This window comes from Bacillus sp. 9.4 (assembly GCF_055486415.1).
Window position 1 is genome coordinate 66664 of the sequence record NZ_JBVFMU010000002.1, and the last position, 17523, is coordinate 84186.

The following is a 17523-nucleotide window of genomic DNA, read 5'->3' on the forward strand; positions in this document are numbered from 1 at the left end:
TCACTTCTTTCTCTTTCGTTTTGTGCGCCTGGCACTGGGGAGCTGCAGGCTAAGAGCGCCGCTTGCTGTGGAAAACACACTCAACAGAACCCACATGAATATTTCGGAACCTAGGCAAGCAAACCCCGCAAAGATACAAGCCTGGACACCATGAATTATCCATTTTCTTTTTAAAGGAATCAGCCACAAAATAGCTAAGCCTATCTCCGCTATTCCTGCCAATATGCTGGCCTCAACACCTGCAAAGCCTTGATAGAACCAAAACAGGCTGAAAAACAGACACATGAACACATAGATGATAGCGGATCGAATGAAGCGCTTCGGATGTTTATTTTGCTCAACCCAAAGCCTTAATGCATCAAAGCTCCAGGCAGTCGCCCAGCCAAGCAGCGGCCGAAATAATAAACGATCGATCCATCTTCCCGGCAGTCCGTAGGCTGTTTTGTATTGGTACTGTGTTAAAAACGTCATTTTCCCATTTTCTCTCTGTATATACTTCCAGTAGCCGCTTCCATGCCGAATCAGAGATAATGGATGATCAGAGCCAAAAGCCAGTGAAGAAGACCTCTCAGATGAACATTTGTTGAAAACACCGACGGTTTCTCCAGTACCTGACACCTTTAATCCAAAGCCTATTTTTGTTTCGTAAAGAAACCTCTGTTTTTCGCATGGCTGACTATTCAAATACGTAATATTTGAAAACCGGAGATCCCATTCCTTATGCAGTGATGGATTTTGTGTATATTCCCAGAGTGTATCCAGATCAGATTTCATTTCGATTTCTACATAAATCGGTTTCTGCCTCACAGCCCCTTCTCCCTTCTATTTCAAGCAATTCCTATATTAGCATATTGGTCGATTTGAAAAGTGTATATCTCTCCAAAAAAAGTATCTTTATCCTAAAAAATGCATAAAAAAAGAAGAGAGGTTTCCTTCTCTTCCTTGGGATTCATTACTGAGTTTTAACCGTGCCGTAATGCGTAATTGTGACGTTCACACTGTATGTGATGTCGGCTTTACTGAAGGTGTCATCCCAGTTATTTTTCACCCTTTTCCATAAGTGAGGATATGTAAGTCTTAAAGATTCATCAAAACCAGCAACATCTGCTTTATAATCATGCTGAATTTTTTTTAATACCTGACCAACTATTTTCTTTACCTCGTTTTCAATAGTCGTTTCGAGACGATCTATAAACTGGGTGTCCAACGCCTCTTTTGTGTTCCAGTTTTCAACCAAATCGCCTTCTGATTCAATATCGACATGAAATGAAATATCCGTCCCTTTTACGACTGGCTGAATTTTGCTTTTGATTTTATTGATATCGTACGCTAACGTCTGTTGGCTCTTTTTATCATGACTTTTGACAACTCCGCCTTTTCCTTCCCCTCTAATCCATGTAATCCCCTCAGTTTCATATTCATTTAAGGTGCCGATCATTTTTTTCGATTTTCCGTTGATTACAGCTGCTCCGGAATACTTGATCGCTCCATTCGCCGCGACCACATTTTGCAGTAAAAAGCTGCTGCCAGAATGCAGTTTTCCAATTAGTTTCGCGAGTGTCACAGGGGGAAGAATTTTGGAAACCTTATGTTCATTTTCACCTAATCCAATCAGCCGAAAAGCCGGAATTTCTCCGTTCTCTTTCAGCTGGAGAGCTTCTCTTGCTTCCCCTTTAGCAGACAAAACAAGACAGCTCAGCCTGATTTCATTATCGCGAAAAAATTGATCCAGCATTTCGTCGATAGGAAATGTGCGCAGCACATCTTCACTCATGACAACAACTTTTAAATGCGGGCTAAACACTTCTCGGTCCCGTCTTAGTGCAACCTCACTTCCGATCTGCTGTAATGAATCCCCTGTTTCACTTATATTAATATACGCTTTTTGCACTCCTTGTCCGCTACCGCCTCCCCCGCTTGTGCCCGCGCCTGCCGCTTTTTCATTAACAAATTGATAGGTCAGCGTAATGTTGTCTTTTTTCGGATAGCTCCCGCCCTCTTCTTTTAACTCTTTTTCAGTGTTCGTTTCTTTTCCTTTATCAATTGCGATAGCGAATGTGAGACCCAGATCTTCTATTTCCCGACTGCTCCAGCATCCTGTTACGCAAATCATCAGCAGACATACTATGACCATAGCAGGCACTTGACGTTTTAGTTTACTTTTCACCTCTTTTCCTCCATTTCGAAATGACTAACAGCAAAATCGGCAAAGCGCCAAATATATACAAAGCGATATGACTGACCGTATCGCCCAATATAAAGACGTCATTTTCATTTTTCGGCATGCAGGAGAGGATATAAATAACAGGAAGCAGCCCAAACATACATGAAAGGGGTTTCTTTTTAAAAACCTGTGAGACTCCCAGGGAAGCTGCATAAAAAGTGATAATAAACGTGGCAAAAAGCTGCATAATCCAAATCACAAGCAGAAATGATTCAAACCGTTCAAATATTAAACCAGGTATTTCAAAACTTCTCATCAGATCAAGCCCCGGCCATGTTCTCGTCACAACTCCCTCAACTGATAGTGCACCGATGACCATAATCAGCGTAATCATATAAAAACTGGTCACAACGCCTGTCCCAATCACAACCGCTTTCACCGCATTTTTCGGCTTTTTCATAAATGCTACTAAAATGAGCATAATTTCTGAACATGTAAATGAAAGGTTCGTTGTCTTTACTCCTCTGAGAACCGGCATGATTCCATCTCCTAATACAGGGCGCAAATTGTTGATTTCAAATATGCCTAAACTCATGAGGGCTATCGTTAAAAAGATGATGACCGTAATCGGAAAAATCATTTCAAAAAGCCGTGCAATCGGATCTAGGCCTTGTGTAATTGAATAAAGCCCAATCCAAAGAACTGTCATAATGATGGCCCAAGACGGTGTCCCTTCGAGGAGAAAAAAATCCACGATTTCGGACATGACTCTGACTTCAAATGCACCGAGTACCAGAAAATAAGTAATAAAAACAATACTGATCAGATGCCCGAGCCATTTTCCTACAATATGTCGGGAGTATTCATAAAAGGTCTCCTTAGGATACTGCTGGCTTAATTTAACTATAATCATCCCGGCTATTACCGCTAGGACCCCGCCTAATAAAATTGAAATCCATCCATCAGGAGATTGTGTTTGTTCTGTTACTGTCCGAGGGAGCGTAAGAACTCCGGCAGCAAGCATATAATTAATGATGATAATCGTTGCCTGAGCGGTTGTGATTTTACTGGTTGGGCTGAACATGAGACTTTATCACCATCCTGTTAAGTTCATCATTTCACCCGTTTTGTATTATCTGTATTCATCATTTTAGGCCGGCGCTTCATGACTAAAAGAGGCATTCTGATAACAAAGTCTTTCCAATCTTTTAAGTGATAGGGCACTGCCGGACTTGCGTATGGCACACCAAAGCTCTTAAGCTTTACGACATGGCTGCTTAGCAGCAGATAATACATAATGACTCCAAACAATCCAAACACCGCCGCACAAAACATCGCACCAAACCGAAGCATCCGAAGTGCTATACCTGTGCTATAATGCGGGATGGCAAATGAAGAAATTGCTGTGAGCGCAACAACAATGACCATGATTGGACTGACAATCCCCGCCTGCACAGCTGCTTCCCCGATGATTAATCCGCCAACTATGCCAATTGCGGGTCCAATCGGTTTTGGCAGACGAAGCCCCGCTTCTCTTAAAATTTCGATCGCGACTTCCATAAATAAGGCTTCAATGAGGGATGGGAACGGAACACCCTGGCGCGTCCCGGAAATTGAAATCGCCAGCTTGGTCGGAATTAACCCAGGATGAAAAGAAATAAATGATATATATAAAGCGGGTGCAAATAACGTTATCATTGCTGCGATGAACCTCAGCAATCTGATGAGCGAGCTCGGGAACCACCGTTCATAATAATCTTCAGGCGATTGAAGCATCATGCTGAAAGTGACTGGAACAATCAAAGCAAACGGAGTGCCGTCAAGCAGAATGGCTACTCTTCCTTCCATTAATCCGCTTATGACGCGATCAGGACGTTCTGTACTCTGTACTTGCGGGAACGGGCTCAAATAATTATCCTCAATTAACTGTTCAACGTAGCCTGACTCCGGCAAATGATCGATCTCAATCCCTCTCACTCTTTTTCTTACTTCCTCGACTACTTTTGGATCTGCAATGTCATTCATATAAGCGATAATTAAATCCTTTTTTAATCGTGTTCCTACTTCAAATCTCTGCAATGTTAATTGATCATTTTTTCCTTGCTGTCTCAAAAGAGCTGTATTCGTACTCAACTCTTCTGTAAAGCCTGTGCGCGGCCCTCTGACAAGCGCTTCTGAAAGCGGCTCCTCGATACTTCGATTTTGTTTTTTTACAGTTCCCAGAAGAAAGGCCTGCGGTATTCCATCGATGAGAAGCGCTGTCGAACCCATGAAAACATTCAACACGATATCACTGATTTTCTCTGATTCTATGACATCACCGATTGATATGATTTGATTTTTTATCTGTTTCGAAGTTAAAATACCTTTGCCGGATTGAGAAATTTCATCGCTTACCTGATTAGGTTGATTCATGACTAACACTGATAGTCCTTTATTAATCAAGTCCTGATCAGACAGTCCTTCAACAAAGATCAATGCCGCTTTCACATGTAAATGAGTGATTACAAGCTTACGGAAATGAACGTCCCCGTTATGTCCTATTTTTCTTTTTACATGTTCTAAATCGTATCCGATGTTACCGGTTAACACATCCTGATCCTTTTCAGCTGTTGAATGATCTGATTTATGCTGCTTCTGTGTTTTGTACTGATTGCTCCGCCACCTCATCATTGCACCTTCTTATACATGAATCCAAGTAAACACTTTATAGATTGCATATGGAACGAGAAATACTACTAACGCTTGAAACCACACATTCCAGTCAGTAAGTGTTGATATCATGTTATCCATCTGTCAGTTCCCCTCTCTCTAATAGGATTATTTTTCCCGTATACCTATTTTTTATGTTCGTCTTTTTTCTCAATAAAAAAAAGCATGATGAACATTTCATCATGCTTTTAAAGAAATCAACCTGACCATTTTGCATTATTAAACACAAAATGAGCCTTTTAGCAGTCTGGGATAAACTAAAATTCCAGCTTGAAGCTTTCTGCCTGATCTGAAACTTCCACAGGAATCCCCATTATCGTTTTCGGTTTGGATACGTAAACAAAGCGCATTTCTTCCTCTAATTGCTGAAACACTTTTTCACTAACTATAATTCTGGCCGGCTTCCCTGGACTGTTATCAATGGCTGTTTTGATTTTTCCAAGCATAAAAAACCTCCTGTTTTAGAAAATGGCACATTTACTATTAAAACAAAAATCGCAAAATAAATTGGCTGAACAGGAATTCCGGTTCAAACATAACAGTTGCGGCTGAGCAAACAAGAATGAACGAAATGACAATATACACATCTCTCTCTTTTTCGTGCATGCAGAATTCTCCCATTCACAGATCAGACTGGCGACTGACACGCTGTTCAACAGCAGCTCTAGCATAATTAATGCACGCTATGGACATGATCTTATTAGTTATTATATGATTGAATTGAAAAAAACATCATATGTCAAGAGGTAAACGAAATGGCTCAAAACAACGAAAATGCATTACCGGATATTACAAAAAGCATTACCCTGGAGGCTCCCATTCAGAAAGTCTGGGAGACAGTCTCTACTTCAGAAGGCATTGCCAAGTGGTTTATGCCCAATGACTTTCAGCTCAAAGAAGGACAAGAATTTCACTTACAATCGCCGTTTGGGCCGTCCCCTTGTAAAGTTTTGGCTGTTCAAGCTCCAACTGAACTTTCTTTTGAATGGGATACAGAAGGATGGGTCGTTACCTTTCAATTAGAAGACTTGGGGGAAAAGACAGGGTTTACCCTTATTCACAGCGGCTGGAAAGAGCCGAATGAAGTGATCGGCAAAGCAAACGAGAAAAGCTCCGTCGTTCGCGGTAAGATGGATGGCGGCTGGACTGGCATTGTAAATGAACGGCTTCGTAAGGCTGTCGAAGAATAAAAAAGAGAGAGGTATCTCTCTTTTTTGTTTTTTCCAAGGGTTATACTTCACAATTTGAGTCCATCAATCATAAAACGTAACAGTTTTAGATTTACCAGAGTAATCGGTAACAAAGAACTCGGCCTTGTTATTGCTTCCATCTACAAATTTTCCAATACTGCCAAATGTGTGGCATTCTCCGGGTGAAAAATAGTTTGCCCCTACATAATCATCAGGATTGTCATCGGGATCATCCTCATATAAGTGCAGTGAAACAGAAAAAGGAGTGCTTCCTGAAAGGCAAACTCTAAAATCTCCTCCGGTCGAGTATACCGTCGGACTTGAGTAAGTATATGTGTAAGTCCCCAACTTATCCCACTCTCCAGCCCCCGCAGTTCCGGCTTTTTCTGCTTGTGCCGTTAATGGAAAAACCGCAGCCAACCCTATAACAGACAAAAATCCAACTACCTTAGTGAATCTCATCAGCTACACCACTCCTCTATTTGAATGATAGCCTCAGATACGTTTGTATCATTTCCGGCAGAGCTACATAATTGATCCAGCCTGCCTCCCTGCTTCTTAGGCAGGTGGCATTGGACATTATATTCAGCAGCAGCCGTTTTATGAATCCGTCTTTGTGCTGGTTTTAAAATGTTCAAAATAAATGCATTCCCATTTGTACTGCTATCTCTTATAATTTGTTTAAAAGGTTGTACTTCAATCAGGGGGAAAAGGATATGGAATTAAGCTTCACAAAAATACTCGTTATTTTGTTTGTGGGTTTTTTAGTATTTGGGCCTGATAAACTGCCAGCGCTTGGCCGTGCAGCAGGAAAAGCCTTATCAGAATTTAAACAAGCAACAAGCGGACTGACTCAGGATATCAGAAAAAATGACTCAGAAAACAAAGAAGATAAACAAATGTAGGATAAATCGTTTGGGCCGATGAAAAATCGGCTCTTTATTTTGATTTGTTTCTGTGTCATCTGACTTTTTTTATCATTTGGACAGCCCTTTTTTCATTCTATGATTTTAACTGTCCAAGCCGCAAAATCTACTCGCCGTATAATAAAGCGTAGTAAAAATAAAGGAGGAGTATATATGGGTTATTACAAAAAATACAAAGAAGAGTATTATACGGTCAAAAAAACGTATTATAAGAAGTATTACGAATATGATAAAAAATACTATGACCACCATGATAAAAAATATGATGACTGTGATTACGACAAAAAATATGATGACTATGATAAAAAATATTATGATCATGATAAAAAAGACTATGATTATGTTGTAGAGTATAAAAAGCATAAAAAACACTACTAAACGCCATTAACATCTCCTCGTTTTTACTTTCCCCGGCTATTGCCGGGTCTTTTTTGTTTGTGCACTATATGTATATTTCTGAAGCTTCCCTTTCTATGAAAACCTTGGTGACTGAATCCAAAAAAGAATAATGAATATTTAGTACATAGTTTAGTTAGTTCATAAATGAGCGCATTCAGTTTATTGCAGTTACAAAGAAACTTTTATAAACTCTTTGAGGATCATACATAAAAGGAGAGGTTTTTTGTATAGAAACATCGTATTTTATCTCATTTTACTTTGTCTATTTATATCAGTTGTCATGATAAGCTTTGAGGTGATAAGAACAATAGCTAATGTTATCTGCTTTGTTTTCGTATTGCTGTATTTTAAAGATGAAATGAAAACATACTCACGTAAAGCGTTAGCAATCCTAAGTATTTGTTTTCTTTTCTTAGTCGGTATCTGTGCTTTTATCATTTTACAAGGACAGACATTGATGAAACGTCACCTCTTTTTTACAGGCTGGGAAACGATAGCGGGCATTCTTTTAATGATCGTTTCTTTAAGCATTTGTACTTTTATTTTGGGGAAAATTTCAAATCGGTTAAAACGATTGTGATCTCGTTCTTTCCTCTGATAAAGTTACATAGCTTTCAGATTGGAGAAGCGTTTCGTCCCTTACATCACTCAAAATGAAATATTTTGTTTATTTATATACATCAATCCAGTTCCAAAATAAGGTATAATAAATGACGAAATCACTATCAAAAGGGGGAATTTGAGTGAAAAAAATATTGATTGCAAGTGCAGTAGGAACAGCCATTCTTTTCGGAACACTTCCATCAGGTATACCAGGCTTGCCCGCGGCAGATGCTCAAGTCGCAAAAGCAGCATCACAGCTGCCTAAGGGAATCGGCGGCCGCGCCTATCTGAATAGTACAGGCGCCGTTTTTACAGCTAAAATCAATCTTCCTGACACTGTAAAATATGATACGGTCTCTACTCCTTATATTTATTCAGGATTTAGGGCAACAAGCGGAACTGAAGCCGATATCGGGCTTCAGTACAGCAAACAATACAACGTCTGGAAGCCCCTCATGAAGGTTGGGTCCAAAAATGAAGAAACGTACATCGAAGGAAAAGACAAATTCACATACAATAAAGGCTTCCGCCCTGGAAGCACAGTCCAAATGACAATCTATAAAAATTTAAGCGGCAATACGCGCATGACCCTTTGGGGAACGAACAATGACGGCTACACCGGACGGATTATCACAGAAATTCAAGGAACCAACATCGGCACGATTTCAAAATGGAAAACCCTTGCTACCGCGGCTGTTTCGTATGAAAGCCAGCGTGATGCGATCAAAGCAACCTTTTCGACATCTTTTAACAACATCACAATCGACAATAAAGCCGTCACTCCTGTGGTAGATACACAGGATTTCGCAAAGGTTTCTGTTGCAGGAAATAACGTTACGATCTCTGTTAATAAATAAACGAAGCAGCAAAAAGCCGCCAGCATTGTCTGGCGGTTTTCCTTGGAGCATACTGGTCATAGTTCGTTTCTTCAGCTCTTTTGTTTAAACCTAACTTTAATAAGGGTGGAAATTGGTATGAAATATGAAAAAACAAGTCTTTTTGGAATGATTTTAGTTATTGTAGCACTTCTAATATCTATATATTTTATGTGTAATACAAATGCGTTGATACCTGCTGGATATGATCTAGCTATTCATGGAATTGTAATATCTAGAACTGTAATGATTGCTTTTACTTTGTATTTAGTTTCAAAGTTAGGATATTTTCTTCTGAATAAAAAAGATTAACTGTAGAGTTAATCTTTTTTATGTATTATACGTGTTTGTCCTTCAATTTTTATTCATCTTCCAGATTGCTTAATGAAATTAGGATACCTGCTATCTATTCACTGCACAATAAAAAGGCAGCATTAAACCGCTACCTCAAATAAAAGCTTGTCCCCATGTTTATAGTTGATTAACTTGAAATCATCAATGGTAAAGTCATAAAAATCTTTCACTTCAGGATTGATCCATAGTTCAGGTGCTTCAAATTGTTCTCTTTCCATTTGGATTTTCAAATTGTCTATATGACGTGTGTACACATGGCAATCCCCAATGTTAAAGATATATTCACCAAGCTCATAACCAGTCACTTGAGCAATCATGCGCTGCAACACATTATACTGGAATACATTGAATGGATTTCCCAATGCCATATCATTGCTCCGTGCTCTTACCTCAAGGTGGAGTTTCCCATGTTTAACGTACCATTGTGTCTCGTATACACATGGCGTTAAGGCCATTGTGTCTAATTCATCAGGATTCCACAGCATTGTAATGTGTCTGCGTGAAGATGGATTGTTCTTCAATTGATGAAGAAGATAGTCTACCTGATCCACTTTTTCTCCATTTAGACTTCTGTTTTTCTTCCCCAACTGAAATCCATATGCATGTCCGATGGTGCCGTCTTCTTGTTTCCATTGATCCCAAATATGTACGCTCATCTTGTTTAAATCATTAACATCATTAGATTTCAGCTGCCAAATCCAGAGCAACTCTTTAATGGCTGTTTTCCAGGCAACCTTTTTTGTCGTTAAAATCGGAACCTCTGAGTTGTCGAATCTCATTTGCTTACTGATTACACTTAGAGTATGTGCCGGTGTTCCATCTGAGTCCCACTTGGTTCTTACATCAAACTCTTCGTCTGAGATTCCATTATTGATAATATCCTTTATAATTGAATTGTATTGTTTATCGAATTGCGTCATGACTATTCATATCCTTCTTTCATTTTCAGTTGCTAAGCATAATTTATTACGAATGCAATATTATCGCAAATACTAAGCACTTGCAGATAAAGTGAGGATCTTATTCCACTCACTGTGTGTTTAAAGAGGAGTTAATCCCCCCTCTTTTACACCTGTATTTCTCCATAACATAGTCTGTCACATAGCTCATAGTTACCGCCAGTTTGGTACATACACCGTTGATAACATTGTTGAGGATTATAAGAAATGGTTTGATATTGCGGCACATAAAAATTCAAATAGTTAGGTGTTTGTGTATACCAAATTGGAAATTGTCTAAACACATTAAATCCTCCAATAGCTTTTTCTGATTTAATGCATTGTATTTTACCTCAATATCAATTGTCATTTGTCCATGTGCAATTGGGCTTTCTTTAAAATAAATTCTCTCTAATTTCATTCATTTGATCATTAACAACTTTTTTATGATATTTGGCAGCGGTTCATTCCTTATATGATCTGTTTCTAACCGGTTTTGCTGCTTTTTGACGTCTAACTTTAAATCCTTCAGAAGCAGTGTGAAAAATCACATCATAGAGCTCTTGAATCTTAACCATAACGTTCAAATATTCTTCAATGAGAAAGTCCCTTTTTACGTATATTAATCTTCTCTATACACTTTACTATTATTTTACAGTGATTGAGTGCTCTCTCTCGCTCTTATTTTCATAAACAGCTATCCGTTTTGTTTTTCAGAAAGTGTTTTAAACAGCCTCTTTTTACTATTCTTATTTCATTTGACCATACCATATCATTTAAACTTCATAAATTAAATTCGAATAACATAAAGGAGGAATTTAATTGGGTTATTATAAAAAATATAAAGAAGAGTATTACACTTGGAAAAAAACATATTACAAAAAGTATTACGACAATGATAAGAAGCATTATGATTGCGACAAGAAGTATTATGATCATGATAAAAAACATTTTGATTACGACAAAAAGTATGATGACCATGATAAAAAGTATTACGATGATCACGATTATCATTACGAAAAAAAGTATCATGATGACGATGATCATTATTATGATTTTGTCGAATCATATAAAAAACATTACTAAATCTCTTAAACGTCTATTTATTCCCCGACGACATACCGGGGGCTTTTTTATGATATTTATCGACGATTCTCAGATTTTTTTGTGAAGTCTTATGTCTCATTTCATCTTATATTTTGAACTTGTCTCAAGGCTGATGTAAATTCAATTATTAATGAACACAAGTCATTTAACTTGGCTTATTATTAGTGGCATTACTAGTTTTTAGTTGCCTTCCCCTACTTATAAAAATTTAGATAAAAGTATTTCTTTATAGAGATGCTTGTTTCATCGACAACTCATTCCTAAATGTGGTAAAAATGATAAAAATGTAAAAACTGTAAATATAATAAAAGGAGCATCTATATGTATATAAGTATTATAATTTTAGCATCCATGCTTTTATGGGGCGCAGTTATCCACGAGCTAAGTAAACCTTCAAAAAAGCAAAGCACCAGAAAAATTGTTTCTTTGACATCTTTAGGTTCTTTATCGACTTTAGTTATTACTATTTCACTTTTTCAAAACTTCCCTTTTTAAAATTTGTTTTTAATTAAATCCTTCGTATTAAAATATTCATTTTATACATAATATTTATATGTACCTTGGCTGAAACCTCCATTGATCAATCACACAGCATGAAGACAGCCAAGGATTTATTTTGTTTACTTCGTACCTGTTGAACCGAGTCCTCCTCTATCCTCGTTTCCCAAATGCTCGACTTCAACCAATTCAACCGCCGGCATTTTCTTCATGATTCTAAACTGGCAGATACGATCACCCTTCTTAATTTCAGTATCACGCAATGCATAAGCAGGAAAGAACCAGAAATCGTTGTCTCCCTTATATGACTCATCGATAACACCCATTGAATTTGTTTGAATAACGCCAAAGTTCTTATATGTACTTGAACGAGGGACGACATGTGCTTCGTAACCTTCAGGCAGTTCCATTGCAACACCTAATGGGACAAGCTGAAATTCATCTTTTTTGATAGTTACATCTTCAGCTGCCCGAAGATCAATCCAGTCTCCCTGCTCAATTTTGCTTATTCTTGTTTGTGTTTCATCTAGATACTTGATTTTAATTTGCATTGTCATGTACTAGCTCCTTTAATTTTTATTGACTATCATACAGTAAGGCTTGTTCTTGTGTCATTTTCATCAGTTATAAATTGAACGTCTTCAAAATCATTCTGTAAAGCATTGAAGTACAGTTTTTCAATGATATTTTTGTTTTTACAGTAAATCGAAACGTAGCTATTATCTGCTATCAAAAGGACAAGTTCGCAATCACTGTCAGCAAACTCTTCATATGTATTGACTTGATTAACCATTTTTCCATATGGAAATGCTTTCAGTTCAACGAAAATGGTATAGTACTGATTCGTTTTTAATTGTTGCTCAAAAACTGCCCCTTCAACAATTGCGTAGTCATGAAAAAGCTCCTCATCATCGAGCTCTCCTTCTACAACAAAATAAGATTCCCCACTCGTTTGCCACCTATAATTAGCTATTTCTACCGGCCGCAGTATTCTCCATAGAAAATTTCCATATTCATTCGGTATTTGAAAACTAACTCCCCTATTCATGTATACCCCTTACTTAAACGATTTTTGTGAATACGAGTTTAATTATATACTCTGATGTTAGGTTTATGGAACAAGGAATCGACTGCCTTTTCAACCGATTATCTTTTACAGAATTTCCTCAGCCCTTCTCATTTAAAAGGTTCTTCCAATGTTCATAACAACGGTAAGTATTTCCTGATTAGATTTCTCGTTATCATCTACCCTTAGAAAAAAATGTCCCAAAACAAATAATCATTTTTGTAATCCTCGGTCGCCGTATCCATTAACACCCCACTTACAAGCCTCATGTATCCCGTACTTGCTATTCGAACATTGATAAGCACCTTCTCGTATCACATGGATTTGCTGTTGAATGATTTCAAATAAAGTTGAATAAAATAAGATCGAATCATCCAACAATTAACATTTATTCTTGCGGCAATAGGTGGTATTTACAATCCATAAGAAGGAAGGAAGCGTTGATGATAAAGCTTTGCCGAGAAGTTTGGATCGAAGTCAATCTTGATGCCGTTAAAAAGAATTTGCGAGCGATCCGCCGTCATATTCCACATAAGAGCAAAATTATGGCTGTCGTAAAAGCGAACGGTTATGGTCACGGGTCTATAGAAGTGGCACGCCATGCACTGGAACACGGGGCGAGTGAGCTCGCTGTTGCCAGTGTGGAGGAAGGAATCGTTTTACGAAAAGCTGGGATTACAGCACCTATCCTTGTGCTTGGTTTTACATCCCTTAGTTGTGTAAAGAAGTCAGCAGCTTGGAATATAACATTATCAGCATTTCAGGTTGATTGGATGAAAGAAGCAAACGAGATATTGGAAAAAGAAGCGAGTGCTAACCGGCTGGCCATTCATATTAACGTGGATACCGGCATGGGACGATTAGGTGTACGCACAAAGGAAGAACTTTTAGAAGTAGTGAAAGCCTTAAAGGCAAGTAAATTCCTCAGATGGACAGGAATTTTCACACATTTTTCGACAGCTGATGAACCGGACACAACACTCACAAAGCTGCAGCACGAAAAATTCATCAGTTTTCTCAGCTTTTTAAAAAAACAGGGGATTGAGCTGCCCACTGTGCATATGTGCAACACGGCTGCAGCTATCGCATTTCCGGAATTTAGCGCTGATATGATCCGTTTAGGTATCGGCTTATATGGTTTATATCCTTCAGCCTATATTAAACAACTAAATCTCGTTAAGCTTGAACCTGCGTTAAGTTTAAAGGCGCGCATCGCTTATGTGAAAACCATGCGTACAGAACCCCGAACCGTTAGCTATGGTGCTACATACGTCGCAGAACCTAATGAAGTAATTGCTACACTCCCGATTGGCTATGCTGACGGCTATTCTCGTGCCCTTTCCAATCGCGGGTTTGTTCTTCATCGCGGAAAACGAGTGCCAGTGGCGGGAAGAGTAACAATGGATATGATCATGGTCAGTTTAGGAGAAAACGGTGAAGGTAAACAAGGAGAAGAAGTCGTGATTTACGGTAAGCAAAAAGGAGCCGAGATTTCCGTTGATGAAGTGGCTGAAATGCTTAATACGATTAACTATGAAGTCGTGTCTACATTAAGCCGCCGCATCCCTCGTTTTTATATAAGAGATGGCGAGATTTTTAAAGTATCAACTCCAGTATTATACGTGTAGAACATCTTAAAATGCTGAAACAAAATCCCTCCTATAAGAAGAGAGATTTTCAACATATTTATACCTCAATAATTGATTGTTCAGGAGTATTATGATCGTGTCGAGAACGAAAATGCTCTTCTAATTCTTCAAGTGTACGCCCTTTTGTTTCCGGCATGAATTTGTATACAAAACCGATTGCCAATACACCTAAAGCCACAAATATAAAGAATGTAAAAGACAAACCTACAGAGCTAAGCAAGATCGGGAAAGCAAAACCGATCACAAAGTTTAATATCCAAAGGAAAAAAACACTTATCCCAGAACCAAGTCCCCTTAACCTTTGAGGGAATATTTCCGCTATGACAAGCCAAGTCACAGGTCCTACACACCCTTGCATAAAGGCAAGAAATAAAACGGTCAAAGAAAGCACTACATAAGGAAGTGCCATAGATCCATCAAGCACAATTGAGAAAATCGCAATCAATAGGAGCGCTGTAGTCGTCCCCGCCAAACCAATCAATAATATTGGACGCCGTCTCACTTTTCCGACCAGCCAAATCCCAAATATAACTGCAATAACTGATATCAGCCCATTTCCAATATTAGCGATTAAAGCCGCTTTTGTACCAAAACCAGATTCTTTAAGGATTTGTGTGCCATAATACATAATCGAATTCACACCTGTAATTTGATTCACGATGGCAACACCGATTCCAATCCATAAAAGACGGCGCAGCCATGGTGTAGAAAAGTCCTTGAGTGATGCCTTTTCTAGTGTTGTATCTTTTTCTACCGCTTCTTGAATTTCTCTACATTCAGCTTCTGCACGTTTATCTTCTCGAATTTGTTTAAGAACTCGCAGCGCCTCACTGTTTTTGCCTTTGGAGATTAGCCATCGCGGGCTTTCTGGGACCTTAAGCATACTGGCAAATAACATAATAGCCGGAACAGCACAAATGACTAGCATGTATCTCCAAACATGTCCCGTATTTGCCATTGTTACACCGAGGATCGCATTAAAAACATATGCTAAAAATTGCCCGCCAACAATCATTAGTTCATTTTGGGTTACCATACGCCCTCTCTTTTCATGCGGTGCCATTTCTGCTAAAAAGGCCGGTACCATCGCCGAGGCTCCTCCAACAGCCAGCCCCAGTAAAAAACGAAAGGCCGCCATGAGTAAAACATTAGGTGCTAACGCTGTTCCCAGTGATGCCAGGAAAAATAAAAAGGAAAGATTAAGGATCATTTTACGTCGGCCATATCGATCAGCCAATCTTCCGCATAACAACGCTCCAAACGCGGCACCTAATAAAAGAATACTCGTAACAAGCCCTTCTGTAACCGGTGTTAAATCAAGCTGATCTGGCCTTGCCATAAAAGGTAAAGCTCCATTTATAACTCCGGTGTCATATCCAAAGAGAAGCCCTCCAAAAGTTGCTGAAATCATTATTAATTTCAACCTTCGATTTCGATGTTCATTCATATCCATTTCCCCTGCCTTTATTAAGAATACTTAATAAGCTCTTTCAGTGTGGATATTGAGTCAAAACTAACGTCATCTCTATCTTAGATTTTCGCCTCTGGATTTGTAACCGTTTACATTTTAGCCAATAGAATAAACATAAGTTATTAGTTGTTATGTTGTAGTAATGTTTTTGTCACATTATTGTCATTTCTCATATTATCATAATTCCAAAAGCATTTTCAGTCAATATTTTTTTCGGAATTATTTATTTCCGCTATGTGATGGTTATGTTTTGATCATCTTATTATGAAGTTAACCATTGGCAATTTGAGTGTTATAAGTTCCCTTGAAGTTTTCCATTCACAAAAAATGTCCATATCGTTATAATGATGATGTTTAATCGCGAAAAGAGAAAATGATAAAGAGGGAATCAATATGAAGAAGATTTTGATCAGTATGATCGCAATCGTTTTAAGTATTACTTTGGCAGCTTGCGGATCAAATCACGCAGCCAAAAACCATTCAGATTCTAATGGGACGGAGCAAGTCTCTCAAGATACTCAATCTAATGAATATAATCAGACAGAACAAAAGGCTGGCACGCCTCATTCAAAAAATCATAAGAAATTGATCGATGTTACATTAGATAGAGCAATAGATGGAGATACGATTAAGGTTATTTACAACGGAAAGAAAGACACAGTTCGCTACTTGCTCGTTGATACACCTGAGACGAAGAAACCAAATTCTTGTGTTCAACCATACGGTGAGGATGCGTCGAAACGAAATAAAGAATTGGTCAACAGCGGTAAGCTACAGCTGGAATTTGATAAAGGCGATCGCAGAGATAAGTATAGAAGACTGTTAGCATACGTTTATGTTGACGGCAAATCTGTTCAAGAGACATTATTGAAAGAGGGATTGGCCAGAGTAGCATATGTATATGAGCCTAACACAAAATACATAGACCAATTCAGACTAGATGAGCAAGAAGCAAAATCAGATAAACTGTCAATTTGGAGTAAGAGCGGTTATGTGACGAACAGAGGATTTAATGGCTGTGTGAAATAGAAAAACACTGTTTGTTAAAAAAAGCAGCAAACCTAGCAGAATGCAGTTTCCAAAGAATTAGAAAGAGATGATGGCGTGTCTAGTTTCCATTCTGCTTATCAAGCTAAAATCATGCAACTATACTTGTAAAATTTCCGCTGTATAGTAACAATAAAAAATACCCCTTCACGTCAATGTGAGGGGGTTATTTGTGTATAAACATCCTTCCTATTTCATCATAAATCAAGAGATTCCTCTACCGTCGTTAGCGCGGTTTCATACATCTTACCCATTGGCATTTCTAAGCTTTCTCACTTCTTGAAGTGTTCGCTGACAGAATACGGTTCCGCTCGTTCGTTTTGTCTGCTGGACACTCCAATACTGTTTAAAGGTTGCGATACCTTATTCTCACCATCTTTTAATAGAAGGCAGCCATGGTAGTTATATTATTGTTCCTGCAATGAGTTTAGTTACTATTGTAATAGCTTAGTGTTTTGTGATTAGAAATGACATCAAAGGCCTTTGATGATTAATCATTAATTGTTCTTCGGTTGATCTCCGGA

General features: G+C 38.4%; 21 protein-coding genes and 2 pseudogenes. 9 read left to right on the forward strand and 14 right to left on the reverse strand.

What is annotated here, in order from left to right:
* The 6 genes from ACZ07B_RS07135 to ACZ07B_RS07160 form a co-directional block, all read right to left on the reverse strand.
* On the reverse strand, positions 1 to 807 hold the full coding sequence (locus tag ACZ07B_RS07135; protein ID WP_464877049.1) for a hypothetical protein: 807 nt from the start codon (positions 805 to 807) through the stop codon (positions 1 to 3).
* A 145-nt stretch (positions 808 to 952) separates the two neighbouring features.
* Positions 953 to 2167: a Ger(x)C family spore germination protein gene (locus ACZ07B_RS07140; protein ID WP_464877050.1), complete on the reverse strand. Its 1215-nt coding sequence runs from the start codon at positions 2165 to 2167 to the stop codon at positions 953 to 955.
* Positions 2157 to 3248: a spore germination protein gene (locus tag ACZ07B_RS07145; protein ID WP_464877051.1), complete on the reverse strand. Its 1092-nt coding sequence runs from the start codon at positions 3246 to 3248 to the stop codon at positions 2157 to 2159. Before ACZ07B_RS07145 ends, ACZ07B_RS07140 begins: the two co-directional genes overlap by 11 nt.
* 29 nt (positions 3249 to 3277) lie before the next feature.
* Positions 3278 to 4837 carry a spore germination protein gene (locus tag ACZ07B_RS07150; protein WP_080262671.1) on the reverse strand — a complete coding sequence of 520 codons (1560 nt, stop codon included), beginning with the start codon at positions 4835 to 4837 and terminating at the stop codon, positions 3278 to 3280.
* A 296-nt stretch (positions 4838 to 5133) separates the two neighbouring features.
* Positions 5134 to 5322 (reverse strand): hypothetical protein, encoded by a 189-nt coding sequence (locus ACZ07B_RS07155; RefSeq protein ID WP_464877052.1) that lies wholly within the window; start codon positions 5320 to 5322, stop codon positions 5134 to 5136.
* 37 nt (positions 5323 to 5359) lie between these two features.
* Positions 5360 to 5482 (reverse strand): hypothetical protein, encoded by a 123-nt coding sequence (locus tag ACZ07B_RS07160; protein ID WP_256683449.1) that lies wholly within the window; start codon positions 5480 to 5482, stop codon positions 5360 to 5362.
* Between the two features lie 149 nt (positions 5483 to 5631).
* Between ACZ07B_RS07160 and ACZ07B_RS07165 the strand changes: the two genes are divergently transcribed.
* Positions 5632 to 6066, forward strand: a complete 435-nt coding sequence (locus ACZ07B_RS07165; protein WP_003231627.1) for an SRPBCC family protein — start codon at positions 5632 to 5634, stop codon at positions 6064 to 6066.
* A 63-nt stretch (positions 6067 to 6129) separates the two neighbouring features.
* Here the strand turns inward: ACZ07B_RS07165 and ACZ07B_RS07170 are convergent, their stop codons facing one another.
* Together ACZ07B_RS07170 and ACZ07B_RS07175 are read right to left on the reverse strand one after the other, a co-directional pair.
* Entirely contained in the window at positions 6130 to 6528 is a 399-nt protein-coding gene (locus ACZ07B_RS07170; protein ID WP_464877053.1) for a hypothetical protein, read from the reverse strand.
* 16 nt (positions 6529 to 6544) lie between these two features.
* Positions 6545 to 6704: pseudogene (locus tag ACZ07B_RS07175) on the reverse strand (hypothetical protein).
* Between the two features lie 78 nt (positions 6705 to 6782).
* Here ACZ07B_RS07175 and tatAC point away from each other — a divergent pair.
* The 5 genes from tatAC (at position 6783) to ACZ07B_RS07200 (ending at position 9181) form a co-directional block, all read left to right on the forward strand.
* Complete coding sequence (gene tatAC, locus ACZ07B_RS07180) at positions 6783 to 6971, forward strand: twin-arginine translocase TatAC (RefSeq protein WP_003231634.1); 189 nt, start codon at positions 6783 to 6785, stop codon at positions 6969 to 6971.
* A gap of 174 nt (positions 6972 to 7145) precedes the next feature.
* The gene (locus tag ACZ07B_RS07185; protein WP_015713994.1) at positions 7146 to 7370 is read left to right on the forward strand and encodes a hypothetical protein; all 225 of its coding nucleotides are present in this window, start codon (positions 7146 to 7148) and stop codon (positions 7368 to 7370) included.
* 244 nt (positions 7371 to 7614) lie between these two features.
* Positions 7615 to 7971 carry a YoqO family protein gene (locus ACZ07B_RS07190; RefSeq protein ID WP_445214340.1) on the forward strand — a complete coding sequence of 119 codons (357 nt, stop codon included), beginning with the start codon at positions 7615 to 7617 and terminating at the stop codon, positions 7969 to 7971.
* 163 nt (positions 7972 to 8134) lie between these two features.
* The gene (locus ACZ07B_RS07195) at positions 8135 to 8851 is read left to right on the forward strand and encodes a YrpD family protein (RefSeq protein ID WP_160245214.1); all 717 of its coding nucleotides are present in this window, start codon (positions 8135 to 8137) and stop codon (positions 8849 to 8851) included.
* 42 nt (positions 8852 to 8893) lie between these two features.
* A complete protein-coding gene (locus ACZ07B_RS07200; RefSeq protein WP_119123060.1) occupies positions 8894 to 9181 on the forward strand; it encodes a hypothetical protein in 288 nt (95 codons plus the stop codon).
* A gap of 122 nt (positions 9182 to 9303) precedes the next feature.
* Here ACZ07B_RS07200 and ACZ07B_RS07205 read toward each other — a convergent pair whose 3' ends face one another.
* Together ACZ07B_RS07205 and ACZ07B_RS07210 are read right to left on the reverse strand one after the other, a co-directional pair.
* On the reverse strand, positions 9304 to 10143 hold the full coding sequence (locus ACZ07B_RS07205) for a thymidylate synthase (protein WP_464877054.1): 840 nt from the start codon (positions 10141 to 10143) through the stop codon (positions 9304 to 9306).
* Positions 10144 to 10417: 274 nt separating this feature from the next.
* Positions 10418 to 10582 carry a hypothetical protein gene (locus ACZ07B_RS07210; RefSeq protein WP_003231643.1) on the reverse strand — a complete coding sequence of 55 codons (165 nt, stop codon included), beginning with the start codon at positions 10580 to 10582 and terminating at the stop codon, positions 10418 to 10420.
* 401 nt (positions 10583 to 10983) lie between these two features.
* Between ACZ07B_RS07210 and cotU the strand changes: the two genes are divergently transcribed.
* Positions 10984 to 11247: a spore coat protein CotU gene (gene cotU, locus ACZ07B_RS07215; protein WP_464877055.1), complete on the forward strand. Its 264-nt coding sequence runs from the start codon at positions 10984 to 10986 to the stop codon at positions 11245 to 11247.
* A 641-nt stretch (positions 11248 to 11888) separates the two neighbouring features.
* Here cotU and dutA read toward each other — a convergent pair.
* Positions 11889 to 12323 carry a dUTP diphosphatase DutA gene (dutA, locus tag ACZ07B_RS07220; RefSeq protein WP_130572404.1) on the reverse strand — a complete coding sequence of 145 codons (435 nt, stop codon included), beginning with the start codon at positions 12321 to 12323 and terminating at the stop codon, positions 11889 to 11891.
* Between the two features lie 29 nt (positions 12324 to 12352).
* A complete protein-coding gene (locus tag ACZ07B_RS07225) occupies positions 12353 to 12814 on the reverse strand; it encodes a DUF2691 family protein (protein WP_264099865.1) in 462 nt (153 codons plus the stop codon).
* A 461-nt stretch (positions 12815 to 13275) separates the two neighbouring features.
* Here ACZ07B_RS07225 and alr point away from each other — a divergent pair, with 461 nt between their 5' ends.
* Positions 13276 to 14460 (forward strand): alanine racemase, encoded by a 1185-nt coding sequence (alr, locus tag ACZ07B_RS07230; RefSeq protein ID WP_021479223.1) that lies wholly within the window; start codon positions 13276 to 13278, stop codon positions 14458 to 14460.
* Between the two features lie 58 nt (positions 14461 to 14518).
* Here the strand turns inward: alr and ACZ07B_RS07235 are convergent, their stop codons facing one another.
* On the reverse strand, positions 14519 to 15934 hold the full coding sequence (locus ACZ07B_RS07235) for a sugar porter family MFS transporter (RefSeq protein WP_464877056.1): 1416 nt from the start codon (positions 15932 to 15934) through the stop codon (positions 14519 to 14521).
* A gap of 411 nt (positions 15935 to 16345) precedes the next feature.
* Here ACZ07B_RS07235 and yncB point away from each other — a divergent pair, with 411 nt between their 5' ends.
* A complete protein-coding gene (gene yncB / locus ACZ07B_RS07240; protein WP_464877057.1) occupies positions 16346 to 16981 on the forward strand; it encodes an endonuclease YncB in 636 nt (211 codons plus the stop codon).
* A gap of 293 nt (positions 16982 to 17274) precedes the next feature.
* Here yncB and ACZ07B_RS07245 read toward each other — a convergent pair.
* Positions 17275 to 17362: pseudogene (locus ACZ07B_RS07245) on the reverse strand (glycoside hydrolase family 11 protein); the annotation flags it as partial.
* Positions 17363 to 17523: the final 161 nt, after the last annotated feature.

Excerpts from the sequence above, each read along its gene's own strand:
- ACZ07B_RS07145 (WP_464877051.1), bottom strand. The coding sequence starts at position 3,248 with ATGTTCAGCCCAACCAGTAAAATCACAACCGCTCAGGCAACGATTATC.
- ACZ07B_RS07150 (WP_080262671.1), bottom strand. The coding sequence starts at position 4,837 with ATGATGAGGTGGCGGAGCAATCAGTACAAAACACAGAAGCAGCATAAA.
- ACZ07B_RS07155 (WP_464877052.1), bottom strand. The coding sequence starts at position 5,322 with ATGCTTGGAAAAATCAAAACAGCCATTGATAACAGTCCAGGGAAGCCG.
- ACZ07B_RS07160 (WP_256683449.1), bottom strand. The coding sequence starts at position 5,482 with ATGCACGAAAAAGAGAGAGATGTGTATATTGTCATTTCGTTCATTCTT.
- ACZ07B_RS07165 (WP_003231627.1), top strand. The coding sequence starts at position 5,632 with ATGGCTCAAAACAACGAAAATGCATTACCGGATATTACAAAAAGCATT.
- ACZ07B_RS07170 (WP_464877053.1), bottom strand. The coding sequence starts at position 6,528 with ATGAGATTCACTAAGGTAGTTGGATTTTTGTCTGTTATAGGGTTGGCT.
- tatAC (WP_003231634.1), top strand. The coding sequence starts at position 6,783 with ATGGAATTAAGCTTCACAAAAATACTCGTTATTTTGTTTGTGGGTTTT.
- ACZ07B_RS07185 (WP_015713994.1), top strand. The coding sequence starts at position 7,146 with ATGGGTTATTACAAAAAATACAAAGAAGAGTATTATACGGTCAAAAAA.
- ACZ07B_RS07205 (WP_464877054.1), bottom strand. The coding sequence starts at position 10,143 with ATGACGCAATTCGATAAACAATACAATTCAATTATAAAGGATATTATC.
- ACZ07B_RS07210 (WP_003231643.1), bottom strand. The coding sequence starts at position 10,582 with ATGAAATTAGAGAGAATTTATTTTAAAGAAAGCCCAATTGCACATGGA.
- dutA (WP_130572404.1), bottom strand. The coding sequence starts at position 12,323 with ATGACAATGCAAATTAAAATCAAGTATCTAGATGAAACACAAACAAGA.
- ACZ07B_RS07225 (WP_264099865.1), bottom strand. The coding sequence starts at position 12,814 with ATGAATAGGGGAGTTAGTTTTCAAATACCGAATGAATATGGAAATTTT.
- alr (WP_021479223.1), top strand. The coding sequence starts at position 13,276 with ATGATAAAGCTTTGCCGAGAAGTTTGGATCGAAGTCAATCTTGATGCC.
- ACZ07B_RS07235 (WP_464877056.1), bottom strand. The coding sequence starts at position 15,934 with ATGGATATGAATGAACATCGAAATCGAAGGTTGAAATTAATAATGATT.
- yncB (WP_464877057.1), top strand. The coding sequence starts at position 16,346 with ATGAAGAAGATTTTGATCAGTATGATCGCAATCGTTTTAAGTATTACT.